General features: G+C 46.1%; 14 protein-coding genes. 6 read left to right on the top strand and 8 right to left on the bottom strand.

Annotation, left to right across the window (positions count from 1 at the left end):
* Positions 1–98: 98 nt before the first annotated feature.
* The 6 genes from ABIX36_RS23620 to ABIX36_RS23595 all read right to left on the bottom strand — a co-directional run bounded on the left by ABIX36_RS23620 (position 99) and on the right by ABIX36_RS23595 (position 6,263).
* Positions 99–395 (bottom strand): co-chaperone GroES, encoded by a 297-nt coding sequence (locus ABIX36_RS23620; protein ID WP_348084631.1) that lies wholly within the window; start codon positions 393–395, stop codon positions 99–101.
* A gap of 243 nt (positions 396–638) precedes the next feature.
* A complete protein-coding gene (gene secG, locus ABIX36_RS23615) occupies positions 639–992 on the bottom strand; it encodes a preprotein translocase subunit SecG (protein ID WP_348084630.1) in 354 nt (117 codons plus the stop codon).
* 11 nt (positions 993–1,003) lie between these two features.
* A complete protein-coding gene (locus tag ABIX36_RS23610) occupies positions 1,004–2,887 on the bottom strand; it encodes a hypothetical protein (RefSeq protein WP_348084629.1) in 1,884 nt (627 codons plus the stop codon).
* A 21-nt stretch (positions 2,888–2,908) separates the two neighbouring features.
* Complete coding sequence (locus ABIX36_RS23605) at positions 2,909–3,430, bottom strand: LptE family protein (RefSeq protein ID WP_348084628.1); 522 nt, start codon at positions 3,428–3,430, stop codon at positions 2,909–2,911.
* Positions 3,431–3,443: 13 nt separating this feature from the next.
* The gene (locus ABIX36_RS23600) at positions 3,444–4,688 is read right to left on the bottom strand and encodes a sigma-54 dependent transcriptional regulator (RefSeq protein ID WP_348084627.1); all 1,245 of its coding nucleotides are present in this window, start codon (positions 4,686–4,688) and stop codon (positions 3,444–3,446) included.
* 72 nt (positions 4,689–4,760) lie between these two features.
* Entirely contained in the window at positions 4,761–6,263 is a 1,503-nt protein-coding gene (locus ABIX36_RS23595) for a MiaB/RimO family radical SAM methylthiotransferase (protein ID WP_348084626.1), read from the bottom strand.
* 146 nt (positions 6,264–6,409) lie between these two features.
* Here ABIX36_RS23595 and ABIX36_RS23590 point away from each other — a divergent pair, with 146 nt between their 5' ends.
* The 6 genes from ABIX36_RS23590 (at position 6,410) to ABIX36_RS23565 (ending at position 12,112) form a co-directional block, all read left to right on the top strand.
* Positions 6,410–8,215 carry a hypothetical protein gene (locus ABIX36_RS23590; protein WP_348084625.1) on the top strand — a complete coding sequence of 602 codons (1,806 nt, stop codon included), beginning with the start codon at positions 6,410–6,412 and terminating at the stop codon, positions 8,213–8,215.
* 93 nt (positions 8,216–8,308) lie between these two features.
* A complete protein-coding gene (locus ABIX36_RS23585; protein ID WP_348084624.1) occupies positions 8,309–8,869 on the top strand; it encodes a sugar O-acetyltransferase in 561 nt (186 codons plus the stop codon).
* Between the two features lie 114 nt (positions 8,870–8,983).
* A complete protein-coding gene (locus ABIX36_RS23580) occupies positions 8,984–9,451 on the top strand; it encodes a nucleoside triphosphate pyrophosphohydrolase family protein (RefSeq protein WP_348084623.1) in 468 nt (155 codons plus the stop codon).
* A gap of 42 nt (positions 9,452–9,493) precedes the next feature.
* The gene (locus tag ABIX36_RS23575; protein WP_348084622.1) at positions 9,494–10,111 is read left to right on the top strand and encodes a hypothetical protein; all 618 of its coding nucleotides are present in this window, start codon (positions 9,494–9,496) and stop codon (positions 10,109–10,111) included.
* 16 nt (positions 10,112–10,127) lie between these two features.
* The gene (locus ABIX36_RS23570) at positions 10,128–10,745 is read left to right on the top strand and encodes a hypothetical protein (protein ID WP_348084621.1); all 618 of its coding nucleotides are present in this window, start codon (positions 10,128–10,130) and stop codon (positions 10,743–10,745) included.
* A 65-nt stretch (positions 10,746–10,810) separates the two neighbouring features.
* Positions 10,811–12,112: an aminotransferase class V-fold PLP-dependent enzyme gene (locus ABIX36_RS23565; RefSeq protein ID WP_348084620.1), complete on the top strand. Its 1,302-nt coding sequence runs from the start codon at positions 10,811–10,813 to the stop codon at positions 12,110–12,112.
* Positions 12,113–12,371: 259 nt separating this feature from the next.
* Here ABIX36_RS23565 and ABIX36_RS23560 read toward each other — a convergent pair whose 3' ends face one another.
* Positions 12,372–13,091 (bottom strand): SGNH/GDSL hydrolase family protein, encoded by a 720-nt coding sequence (locus ABIX36_RS23560; RefSeq protein ID WP_348084619.1) that lies wholly within the window; start codon positions 13,089–13,091, stop codon positions 12,372–12,374.
* Positions 13,088–13,819, bottom strand: a complete 732-nt coding sequence (gene lipB, locus ABIX36_RS23555) for a lipoyl(octanoyl) transferase LipB (RefSeq protein ID WP_348084618.1) — start codon at positions 13,817–13,819, stop codon at positions 13,088–13,090. The genes ABIX36_RS23560 and lipB overlap by 4 nt, the downstream gene beginning before the upstream one ends.
* Position 13,820 lies beyond the last annotated feature (1 nt).

Here is a 13,820-nt window from a genome sequence, read left to right as displayed (position 1 = left end):
TTAGTTAGAAGGGTTAGAAAAGTTGTAGGAGTTAGAAAAGTTAGCATTATCAAATTTTAACGTTTTTAACTTTTAAAACGTTTTTAACCTTTTACAACTTAATTAAATACCGCGTAGATATCAGATTCGCGCATGATCAGGTATTCTTTACCGTCAACGGTAACTTCGGTACCTGCATATTTACCATATAGAATTTCGTCACCAACTTTAACGGTCATTGGGATAAGGGTACCCGAAACATCGGCGTATTTACCCGGGCCAACAGCCACTATAGTACCTTTTTGTGGTTTTTCCTGAGCTGTCTCGGGAATGTAGATACCCGAAGCAGTTTTAGTTTCGGCAGCAGCGGCTTGTACAACCACCCTGTCTGCACTTGGTTTAATGTTTAATGACATAGTAATACTATTTTTTTGAAATTATAATTTTAAGTTTTCGTTATTGGTTTTCACATCAATTATGCCAAGCCGGTAAATAAACCCGCATTGGCATACATTCCTGTTTTATTGTCAGCCTTGCGGCTTAAGCCATGCCACATACACCCGCAAGTTTTATGGTTGGTGTCATCATGTCAGGACTTATATTTAGCCAAAAAAGGCCTTGAAAAAATCAAGGCCTTTCGATATTCGCTTTAATATATATTACGGTTTTTTAGGGGCAGGTTGTTGTGCAGGCACGGTCAGAGGAACAGTTTGCTGCGGTGTAGTGCTGGTTGGTTTAGAAGCCTTTTTAATTTGCTCCATCAGCGCAGGGTCTTCTGATTTTTGTGAACCGCCTTTTACAGATACGTTAATAACAAGCGACAAAACCATGATACTGATAGCCAGTACCCAGGTGCCTTTTTCAAGGAAGTCGCCGGTTTTTTGTACGCCCATTAATTGCGATGAGCCTGCAAAATTTGATGATAAACCACCGCCTTTAGGGTTTTGTATTAATACGATAAGCCCTAACAAGATGCAAAGGATGATGGTAATTACGATTAAAACTAAGTACATTTCTTTATTTATTAATTGATTTTCTTTTCTAACTGCTCAATCTGGGCTGCAAAGTAAAGCTTTTTTTCCGGAATTTTCAACATCAAATTTTTATAAGTAGCTATAGCTTTATGATATAGCATCTGGTCGCCATAAATGCGGGCAAGTGTTTCTGTCACCATGGCATCCTGATCTTCCGAACTTTTTTTGGCCTTATTCTCATTATCCAGCTTATCTGCCGAAAGCGGCTTGATCTGCGGGTCGGTATGGATAAAGCGTTCGATGATGATATCTTCTTTTTTTGTATGGTCAAATTCAATCTGGGGCGACTGTATTTCGCCTATACTGCTAACCGATGTAAGGCTGAAAATATTGGCGTAATACTGTTGCTGCAATTCATCCGGCGCGTCTTTTTTTGCATCGTTTGTTTGCGCTGCCTGCTCCGGTTCTGCATAGGGTTGATTAACGCCCGCGTGTTCCTTACGGGTTTTATCAAGCCACCACATAAAGCTGTATGGCAGGGTATCGTCGTTGTATTTAGATATAATATGCGGCTCTTTTGCGGCTTCTGAAATTTGCGGTAGAGTCTGTGCTGCGCTTACCGGTTGTGCTTGCGCAACAGGTGCTTCTGCAACAGGCTCGGGCTGCGGTGCAGCGCCGGTAGTGCCTGCCCGTAACTCATCCAGTTTTTTATCGAACGATAAATAGTCAGTAGCGGCTATGTTGCCGTAGATCAGTTTCTCGGTTTCGTCGTCTATATAGGTTTGTTGCGCGGCTGTAGCTTCTTCGTCCGGTTCGGCGGCTTCTACAGATGCTTCTTCGGGATCCTCGGCAAATTTATTGCCGAGGCTTTCCACGCCTATCTCATCAATGCTTACTATCTCGTCGTAAACTTCATCCTCAATCTCATCCTGTTTATGAAAAACATTTTCGGGACGGTAGTAGCTCTCAAATGACGATACTTCCGCTGGTTCGTTCGAACCCGGCGTGTCGGCCTGGTTAACTGCATGCTGTTCAAATGCCGAAAGCGAATGGTCGTATGTTTCTATTTGTGGTTCTTGCTGTGCAACAGCGGCAACAGGTTCAGCGGCCTGTTCGGGTTGTGCCTCGGGCGCTTTTTCTGTCTCCGGTTCAGGAGCTTTTTCGGGTTCAGTTTCCGGTTGGGCTAAAGTTTCAATAACCGGTTCCTGGGCTTGTTCTGCTTCCGGCTCTGCTACTGCTATCTCCTCAACATCGTCCAATTTGGACAGGTCCCATGGGTTGGCAAATGCATCCTCGTCGTCATCATCAGATGTGGGTGAAGCCGACTCGGTTTGTACCGCCTGATGGTGGTCTGTTTGCTCTGATTGCGGCAACGGCGGGGGAGTATCGTATGTCTGCTCGTCCTGTACTTCGGGTTCTGCTGTAAGATCTTCGGCTGGTAAGGCAAAAGTTTTTTCCTCCTCCTGCGCTGCCGGTAGTTGCTGCCCGTCCTGCTCAGGGGTGGATGCCTCAGTTGACGCAAAGTTATCTGCAGGCTGGGCAACGTCTTGTGTGATCAGGGCTTCCGTCTCGGCAACAGGAGCATGGCTTATCAGTTCGGCTGCTTCGGTAGCAGTGCCAATGTTAAAGTAATTTTCGGGTTCGGTGGTTTGGTTGCCGTTGAAGGTTTGGTTTACCCTGTCGCGAGATACCGGCAGCAACCCGTCCGGGTTGTGCATGAGTTTATGAAGCGCTTTTGGGCTGAAATAGGCGGCGGCTTTACGGATATCGGGTGTTTGCAACGAGCGCGCATACATCACCTGCAATAACCCGCTTTGCGGATTATCCTGTACCAGCTGCTCTAAATTATGCGCGTGTACCTGGCCGTTCTCGGCCGGGTTTGCCAGCAAATCCCACAAAATTTCTTTCTGCCTGTTATCTATGTTTTGATCCACCTGGTTAAAACTACAAATTGCCTACCAATTATTAAAAGCCTTATTAAAAATATCGTCGGTTAACTGTTTATTAATATCCTGTATCAGCTGTTGCTCCTGCGAAGAAATATCGCCGGTAAAATCTTTCGATTTGGTAAACGATTCTTCAAAACTAAGCTTTTTATCCTTATCGTAGGTAAACTTAACGCTAACCGTAATGGTTAAACGGCTTGCACCTGCAATTGGGGCGGTATTATTGTTGGTGGCCTGTATAGATATAGGCGCATAACTGTAACCCGTAATAGCGCCCGACATCATGGCATCCGCCTCAGCACCTCTAACAATGCTTAAATTGGTTTGTGTGCGGATACGGTTCTTCAGTGCCTCGGTAAAATCCTGGCTGAGCGTGTTTACCACCAGCGGCGCAGTATTCTCAAAATACTGAATGTTGATGGTTTTTAACGCCGGCGGGATAGTGGCCCCGTTTAACGATACCGAACATGAATTGAATAAACAGATTACGGCACCCAGCAATACCGTATTTAAAAATAGCTTTTTGGTCATATACCTATGATAACTATAAATTTAGCTCTTTTATTTTACGGTACAAGGTTCTTTCTGAGATGCCCAACTCATTTGCCGCAAGTTTGCGCTTGCCCTTGTGTTTTTTTAACGCCTTGCGTATCAGGTCCGACTCTTTATCAACCAGCGATAGCGACTCTTCTACCTCCTCGGCTTCCTGCGTAATGTTGTAAGCATCAGCATTATTATTGCTGGTATTCACCGGCTGCTGCAGGGTAAATTGCGTTTCCTTATGATTGTTTTGCGGTAATTCAATATCGCGGTATAACTGGTTTAGCGTTTGCGAATGGTTTTGATAATTGGTGCTTACCCCGCCATGCTCAATCATATCGGCCACAAGCTTTTTCAATTCCACCATATCGCGCTTCATATCAAACAGCACTTTGTACAGGATATCACGCTCGGAGAAATCTTCTTTTGGCTGGTTATCCAGGCGCATAGGTAAATTGCTGCGTCCTGTTTCGTGAGGGATGTAGGTGAGCAGAGTAGCCGCGGTGATGATCCGGTCGCGCTCTAAAACGGCCAGCTGCTCGGCCATGTTCTTCAACTGGCGAACGTTACCCGGCCAGGTATAGTTGATCAAAACCTGCTGCGCATCCTCATCCAGCTGGATGGGCGGCGTGCGGTATTTGTCGGTAAAGTCTGACGTGAATTTGCGGAACAGCAGGAAAATATCTTCCTTCCTGTCGCGCAGCGGCGGAATCCTTAGGGGAACAGTGTTTAAGCGATAGTAAAGATCCTCGCGAAACTTGCCTGCCTTAACAGCATCGTATACATCCACATTGGTTGCGGCAATAACGCGCACGTTGGTTTTCTCTACTTTAGACGAACCCACGCGGATGTACTGCCCTGATTCCAAAACACGCAGCAAGCGCGCCTGGGTGCCCAATGGCATTTCGGCAATCTCATCTAAAAATATGGTACCGCCGTTTACGGTTTCAAAATAACCCTTACGCTCGCCGACCGCACCGGTATAAGCACCCTTTTCGTGCCCGAATAATTCAGAATCGATAGTACCCTCGGGGATGGCCCCGCAGTTTACCGCAATGAACGGCCCATGCTTGCGCGGACTCATCTGGTGGATGATATGCGAAAACACCTCCTTACCGCTCCCGCTTTCGCCGGTGATAAGTACCGAAATATCTGTAGGGGATACCTGGTTAGCTATATTGATGGCCCGGGTAAGCAATGGCGAATTACCAATGATACCGAAGCGCTGTTTAATTTCTTGTATTTCCATTTGTTCCATTTGAAAATTTGGCAATTTGAAAATTTGAAGATTAAATCATTTTCAAATTTTCAAATCCTCAAATTACTCTACTATCTTACCAATTAAGGTTGCCGATGTTGTCCTCTCCACCAATACATTCGCGTACTGGCCTGGTTTGTAACCTTCTGTTACCGGGAATATCACCATGGCGTTTTGGTCGCTGCGGCCGCAATAATCGTTGTTCGATTTTTTGGAGAAGCCTTCTATCAGCACTTTCTCTACCCGTCCCAAACGAGCCTGCATGCGGTAAAAAGAATATTGCTGCTGCTTAGCCACTATCTCCGCCAAACGCGCTTGTTTTACAACTTCCGGGATATCATCCGCGTAGCGCTTGGCGGCTAATGTGCCGGGGCGTTCGCTGTATTTAAACATGTAGGCAAAATCGTACTTCACGTAATCCATCATGCTTACGCTGTCGTTATGCTCCTCATCGGTTTCGGTGCAGAAACCGGTGATCATATCGGTAGATATGGCACACTCCGGGATAATGCGGCGGATAGCATCGATACGGTTAATGTACCAATCGCGGTCGTACGTGCGGTTCATCAGCTCCAGTATACGGCTGTTGCCACTTTGCACCGGCAGGTGGATGTAGTTGCAAATGTTATCGTATTTGGCAATGGTATACAGCACCTCATCAGTAATATCTTTGGGATGCGAGGTGGAGAAGCGAACCCTCAATTCAGGGTTAACTAATGCAACCATTTCCAGCAGGTTGGCGAAGTTTACGGTTTTAGGAGCCTCACCTAAATCCTCTCCAGAGGAGAGGACTTCAGAAGAAGTCTCTAACTCCCTCTCCTTTGGAGAGGGTTGGGGTGAGGCCGGGTGAGGCTTTTTCCACTTGTATGAATCCACATTCTGCCCAAGCAAAGTTACCTCGCGGTAGCCCTGGTTAAACAGATCGGTGCATTCCTTTACTATCGAAACCGCATCGCGGCTCCGCTCGCGGCCACGGGTAAAAGGCACCACGCAGAACGAGCACATATTATCGCAGCCACGCATAATAGATACAAAGGCGTTGATGCCATTGCTGTTTAAACGTACCGGGCTGATATCGGCATAGGTTTCTTCGCGACTAAGCAATACGTTCACCGCACGCTGGCCACCGTCCACCTGTTCTATTAGGTTTGGCAGGTCGCGGTAAGCATCGGGGCCTACAACTACGTCTACCAGTTTTTCTTCTTCCAAAAATTTGGCTTTTAAACGCTCGGCCATACAGCCCAATACGCCAACCACCATCCCGGGGTTTTTAGACTTGGCACCCGCAAATTCTTTGAGGCGGTTACGCACGCGCACTTCCGCGTTTTCGCGGATGGAGCAGGTATTGATGAACACCACATCGGCGTTGTTAAAATCGCTGGTGGTTTCAAAACCGCTATCGGCCAGTATCGAAGCTACTATCTCGCTATCAGAAAAATTCATGGCGCAGCCATAACTTTCTATATAAAGCTTTCGCCCGTTATTTTTACCTACAACAGGCTCCAATAACAAAGCTTCGCCCTGCCTGCTCTCATCATGCACCTTATCCGGAATAAGCAAATCCATCGTCATTCTTAAAAATTGAACCGCAAAAATACAAAATTTTATATAATGATGTGACAGTTTGTCAGCAGATAACAAAATGAATGTTTTGTTGTTAAAACAAAGCCCTTTACCGGTACAATCATCTCAACATATCTAAATATCCTTAAATGGCATTTAAATTACTACAGCATCGCTGGCAAAAAATATCTCTCATCGTCGTACTCGGGTTACTGGTGCTTACCTTGATAGTCGCGTTATTCGCCAATAGTTACTTCGCGCCAAAACTGGCCGATAAAATAAAAAGCCAGGTTTTAAAAAGCAGCGACAGCCTCTACCGTATAGACATAGGCAATACCGAGCTGCACATTTTAAAGGGACAAGCCACCCTGTACGATATTAAATTAAGCGTAGATACCGCGGTATACAACCTGAAGAAAAAACAGGGAACCGCGCCAAATAATTTATACGAGCTGCAGGTGAAGCGCCTGGTGGTATCGCACATGCAACTGCTTACACTGTACTTTAAAAAGAAGCTGAACATAGGCCGGATTACGCTGAACGCGCCGGATGTTGAGGTAAGCTATCATCAAAATCAAAAAACGGACACCGTAAAAAAGGACGACCGCACCCTGTGGCAAAAGATCTCCAAATCGCTTGAGTTGATCAATGTAGGCGAGATTTATTTAAACGATGTAAAACTTAAATACAGGGATTACACCGGGCCGAAGGTAGCCGTATCGCAGTTTAAAGAATTAAACCTGAAGGCCACAAATTTGCTGATAGATTCCGCCACGCAAAAAGACACTTCGCGGTTTTTGTTTTGTAAGGATGTGAGGACGGAGCTATACAACTACAGCAGTAAATCGGCAGATGGCTTGTATAAATTTAAAGTCAGATCGGTAATGCTGTCTACCCAAACGGCGCGGCTAATAGTAACCGGGCTAAACCTGCAACCAGTGGACCATATTACGTTTTTCAATAGCGTAAAAGACGACAGGTTTACGCTGCGGATAGATTCGACGGTGTTCAATCATTTCGATTACATGAACTACCAAAAAAGCCAGGACCTGGATGTGGCCAGGCTTGCCATGTATAAAGGCTTTTTTGAAGTGTACAGCAACTACAACGGTAAGCTGCAAACTACCGACAGGCTGGTTACCTTTCCGAACTGGGCCATCCGCCATGCTGTTAAGGCGAAGTTTAATATCGATACGCTCGATCTGAAACGCTTTGCCGTAACCTACAGGCAACTCAATAAAAAGTCGATGAAAACAGGGATGATATTTTTTGATAACATTAATGCCCGGTTTTTAAACCTCACCAACAAAAAGGAACTGGTGCAAAAAAATAACATTTGCACGGCCGATGTTACCAGCTATTTTATGGGGAAGGGAAAGTTCAACGTGTCGTTCAATTTTAATTTGAGTGATGCGGCTTATAGCTATAGCTACAAAGGCCACCTGGGACCCATGGATATCGCGGAAGTAAACCCGGCCCTTATGCCGTTATCGCTGGTTAAGGTTACGTCAGGCAAAGTAAAAAGCCTCGATTTTAACGTTCACAGCACCCAAAAAACATCTACGGGGACGGTATCGTTTTTATATAATAACCTGCAGGTGGATGTATTGCGGAAAGATTATACCAAAAAAACCATCATCACCACGCTGGCCAATACTTTTATCCTTAAACACGATAATCCGGACGATGGCAGCAATACGCCGCGCTCGGCAAAGGTGGCGTTTATCAGGCCCGCAAATTTTCCTTTTTTTAAAACCGTATGGCAAACCATCCTCAGCGGTATAAAACCCTGCGCTGGCGTAGGTAAGGCCCAGGAAGAAAAATTCAAAAAGCAAAGTGCCGACGAAGCCAAAAAAGACCAGGAAGATTTGCTTAAAGACGCCAAAAAGAAAAAAGAAGCAGAGGATAAAAAGTTTAAGGAAGCGTTGAAGAAGAAGAAGAAAGAGGGGAAATAGTGAGTTGTGAATAGTGAGTGGTGGGTAGTGAGTTGTTAGTCTCCAACTTTTACTACCTTTCTACCACCAATAAACTAATGAACGATTGAACCAATGAACGATAATAAAACCGAACTCCAAAACATGTTGGATGGCGAGCTATACGTTGCCGGCGACCAGCAGCTTGTTGCTATGCGCGATAATGCCCGCGTATTGCTTAGTCAATATAACCAAATGATGGCCGAGCCACTGGAGAAAAAGAACGAGGTGCTGAAAAAGCTTTTGGGCAAATGCAGTACCATTGATATCCAACCGCCGTTTTTCTGTGATTACGGCACGCATATTATTGCCGGCGAAAACTTCTTTATGAATTTTAACTGCGTGATTTTGGATTGTGCCATGGTAACCATCGGCGATAACGTAATGTGCGGCCCGTACGTGCAAATTTATACGGCCTACCACCCTGTTGTTGCGGCAGAACGCATTAAAGGCCCCGAATTGGCGGCGCCCATTACCATTGGGGATAACGTTTGGCTGGGCGGCGGCGCAATTATTTGTCCGGGCGTAACCATCGGCAGCAATACAACCATTGGCGCGGGAAGCGTGGTTACCAAAGATATCCCGGCGGGCGTGTTCGCAGCGGGGAACCCTTGCCGGGTGATAAGAACCATTTAAATTCGAATAATGAATTTCGGATGCTGAACGCCGACGGAGCATGCTTTTTGCACTTCGCCGTTCGGTATTTTGGGCTTATTTCCTATCTTTCCGGCGCAATTAAAACATCACACCATGCAAGAGCCAAGTGCCTTAAACCAGGTAGCCGAATTTCATAAAACGTTTAAACACCCGGTGGTAAGCGGCCCGGCCATCCCATCAAAAGAGCGCTGCGCTTTACGCGTATCGTTGCTTGCCGAAGAAGTGCAGGAACTGCAGGATGCCATTGCCGATAACAATTTAGTGGAAATTGCCGACGCGCTTTGCGATATTCAATACGTACTGGCAGGTGCCATATTGGAATTTGGCCTGGGTGAAAAATTTAAAACCCTGTTCGACGAGGTGCACCGCTCTAACATGAGCAAGGCCTGCAAAACCATAGAAGAAGCCGAGCAAACCATAGCCCATTACCAGGCAAAAGATGGCAGCGAATCGTACCACAAAGAAGAGGATGGGCTGTTTTTGGTTTACCGCAGCAACGATAATAAAACTTTGAAATCTATCAATTACTCGCCGGCGGATTTGGGTGGGATATTGTTGTAAGGATTTGTTTTTAAAAAGGGAATTTTGTATTTTCATTGCGTAATGAAAACCAACCTTTCACAAAGCCTTTTGATTGTTTTAATATGTTTTTTGCTTAGCTGCAAAAAATCGGAACCGGTAGCTCTAAAACCATATGATGCAAATTACGGTACTGTGGTAATTAACAACACCAGTTTCAGGACTATTGATATAGGTGCCCAAACGTGGACAGCTGGCTTTCCATACGCACATGGGTCAGGAGATATTGGATTAATTCATATGGGCTATGTTAACGGGTTCATCTTACCGCCAGGTTGGCGCATTCCCAAAATTGCTGATTACAATATTTTAACTGCCAATTTATCGGCAAAAAAAGATGCCGCAGGAAACAATTACGCAACCGCGGCGGATGGCATTGATCGCCTGCTTTATCGTTCCGACATTAGTTACGTACCAAGTTTCTTTTTCAACGGCGAAAAGGGGGGGTATTTATATGCAGTTGCCGGGGCGTGGATACCACATGATAAGGGCTTATACGGATACTATCTGGCAGATGAGCCCAGCAACAGTTATTTCCACGCTACAACATATCGCCTCGGCGATGATTTTGCCGGAATCGTTCGCCTGGATGGCCGCGATAGCTTAGTTTCTTTCGACATCCGTTTTGTGAAGGATAAATAGCATCGTTATTCAACCCATGAACTCTAAACACAATCTCCTCCAAACCATAGCATTTTGCCTTGCTTTGGTTTTGCTTTTTACTGCCTGTAAAAAGAGTGAAACACCCGCGCATACAGTCTATAGTGCCACTTATGGCACAGTTACAATAGGCGGTACCCAGCTTAAAACGATAGTTATTGGGCACCAGACCTGGACCACCAATAGTTTCAGCGGAGAGGAGAACGGCATGGCTCACCAAATAAATGCGCTAAAGGTGGTCACCACCGACGGCTGGCGTGTGCCAACTATAGCCGATTTTAATACGCTTACCAGCAATGTATCTACCAAAAAGGACGCGAACGGAAATTACGTAGCCGGCCCGGAAGATGACTTGGCGCGGTTACTACGTTACAACATTAACTATTCGCCAAGTTTCTTTTTTAACGGCGATCTTGATGGATACGAGGTATTCTATGGGAACGTACATAGATATGATTTGAATGTAGCCGGTTATTACATGACAGCAGACCGGACACCGGACGGTTATATACATGATGCATATCTTTATAAGCTAAGTAACGATTTTGCCGGCATTGTGTACATAAAACGTGATAGTGCGATTTGCGCATCCCTTCGTTTTGTAAAGGACAATTAAGTAAGGTTGTTGAGCGACGACTGCTGCTTGCTGCTATCGCGGCAAATGCTTAAATTCACCTCATCATGAGCCACAATAACCGCCGCGTTTTTATCAAGCAAGCCACAGCTTTGGCTGGTGCCTTTGGTGCCGCCAGTATGTTTAACCACGCCCACGCCGAAAATTTTTCAAACGCATCGGCAAGGGTGGCGCATTTAACGCCGCAGGAGGTGGCTGCCGATGAGGATTACTGGGCTACGATACAGCAAGCCTATACAGTAAACCCCAGCATCATCAACCTTAATAATGGCGGTGTTTCGCCGGCACCGGCGGTGGTGCAAAAAGCGCTGGACCGGTATAACGCGCTTTGCAATGAAGGTCCGTCGTACTTTATGTGGCGCATACTGGATATGGGCCGAGAGCCGCTGCGCGAGAAACTGGCCGCGCTGGCCGGCTGCCTGCCCGATGAGATTGCCATCAACCGTAACGCTACCGAAGCGCTGAACACCGTTATTTACGGCATCACCCTAAAAAGTGGCGATGAGGTGATCGGTTCTTTCCAGGACTACCCCAACATGATGCATGCCTACGAACAGCGTGCGCTACGCGATGGTATTATTTATAAACGGCTCGACTTTAAGTTTCCGATAGAGAATGACGAGGAAATTGTAAAGGCTTACGCCGATGCTATTACCCCGAAAACGAAACTGATCCACGTTACCCACATGGTAAATTGGGTAGGGCAGCTGATGCCGGTGCGCAAGATCTGCGATATGGCACACGCAAAAGGTATTGAGGTAGTTTGTGATGGCGCGCATTCCTTCGGACTGATAGATTTTAAAATTCCCGACCTGCACTGCGATTATTTTGGCACCAGCCTGCATAAGTTCCTTTCGGCACCTATAGGCAGCGGGATGATGTGGATCCGCAAGGACCATATAGAAAAGACCTGGCCGCTTACCTGTGCCGATAAACCGCAAAGCGCCGATATCCGCAAGTTTGAACAGTTGGGTACCCGGAGCTTTGCCATTGAGCAGGCCATCGGCGAGGCAATTAACTTTCACCAGGCCATTGGCCCCAAACGTAAAGAGGAACGTATTCGTTACCTCAAAAACTACTGGGCCGAAAAAGCGAAAGCTATCCCCAAAGTAAAGATCCATACCTCGCTAAAAGACCAATACTCCTGCGCCATCTGCGGTGTTAGTGTAGACGGCATGACACCCGGCGAGCTTGACGCCGCCCTGTGGAACACTTATAAAATACACGTGGTGGGCATTGTATGGCAAACCATCAGCTGTGTACGTGTAACCCCGCATGTGTATACCACCATAGCCGATTTGGATAAATTTGTGAAAGCACTAACGGAGATCGCCGCGAAAGGAAAGTAGGAAGTTGATTTCGGATTTTATAATAAAAGTTTTAAGATTTATGGTGACACTATTTTGGTGAAAATAATGTTAACCCTGCATTTTTTTATACTGTTGATTATCAGTTATTTAAAAAGTTATTTTTGAAATTGTGTTAAGTTATGTTAACCCTAATTCCTAAGCAGCGATGCTTGATGGTTAGTAAAAGAGGGCGAAATTAAAGCGATTGATAGAAGGGCTTACAAAATCGGATATGCTGTCTTTTAATGGGCTATTACTCTTACAAATGACTCAATACCACCGGCGCGATCGCGTTCACCCATAAACTATACATGGCCGCGGAGGGGTGCAAACCATCGCTGGCATTTAGGCTGGCATCGGTTGCCGCTTTTTTAGATATGGTGGTAATGTCGATATAAGCCACGCCCTGTTTATCGGTTTCGGCTTTGTTAATGGCGTTAAAGGCGTCTATATCGGCTGCTATCTTATTGCGATCATAACCATTTGCATAAGGTGTGGAACCCCAATCGGGTATGGAAACTACAAACACATGGTTCTTATTGCCATCGGCATAAGTTATAGCGGTATTTAACAGCTGTATAAACTCGGTGCGGTAAACATCTTTGCTGTTACCCCTGTATTGGTTATTTACACCGATAAGCAGGGTTACAATACTATATTTTTTGCTTGCGGTGCCGCTTGCGTTGATCACACTGATGAGTTCGCCGGTGGTCCAGCCGGTGCGGGCAATAATATCCGGGTTGCCGGTAAGGTGCCCCGACAATTTCAACTGCGCGGCCAATTGGTACGGAAACGATTTTGTCGCTTCTACCGCTTCGCCGATGGTATAACTATCGCCCAGGGCCAGGTACGTAAGATTATCTGCGTACACAGGTGCCGGTTTTACAGGGTTACTCGTAGGTGTCACTGGCGATTGTATTTGTTTGTTGCAGCCAAACAGGCCGTAGGTTATTAATATTGTTGCTAAGATCTTCTTCATGCTACCTCCATACCAAACAATACGGAAATATGTTGGGTAAGGATTTTTTCAACGTCATTTAAATTTACTTCACGGCCAAGTTCCCGCTGCATGCTGGTAACCGCCTTGTCGTCTATCCCGCAAGGCACAATGTTTTTAAAGTAGTTCAGGTCGGGATTTACATTAAGCGCCAGGCCGTGCATGGTAACCCAGCGGCTGCAGCGTACCCCCATAGCGCAGATCTTGCGCGCTTTATCGTTATCGCCATCAAACCAAACGCCGGTATAACCGGGGTAGCGACCGGCGGTAAGTCCGTAATGGGCAAGGGTGAGTATCACGGCTTCTTCCAGTGTACGCAGGTACAGGTGTATATCGGTAAAAAAGTTATCAAGGTCTAAAATAGGGTAGCAAACCAATTGCCCGGGGCCATGATAGGTGATATCGCCGCCGCGGTTAATGGGGTAATAAACGGCGTTCTTTTCCTTCAGTCCGGCCTCGTCCAGTAAAAGGTGTTCGGCTTTGCCGCTTTTACCGAGGGTGTAAACGTGCGGGTGCTCGCAAAAAACAAGGTAATTGGGCGTGAGTATCTCATCCCCAGGTTCATCGCCTGCTACAACCAGCGATTGCCTGTTGCGGATCTCCGTCTTCAGCTTCACCGTTTCGCCAAAAAGCTGCTCCTGCCGCTCCCAGGCAACTTTGTAGTCGGTTAAGCCCCAGTCCTGTAGTATTACCCTTTTATTTTTCATCATC

Origin of the sequence: Mucilaginibacter sp. (assembly GCF_039925265.1) — a bacterium.
In the GTDB taxonomy this organism is placed as follows: Bacteria; Bacteroidota; Bacteroidia; order Sphingobacteriales; family Sphingobacteriaceae; genus Mucilaginibacter.
Note: the sequence above shows the minus strand (reverse complement) of the source record. Positions and strands in the feature narration are given on the sequence as shown.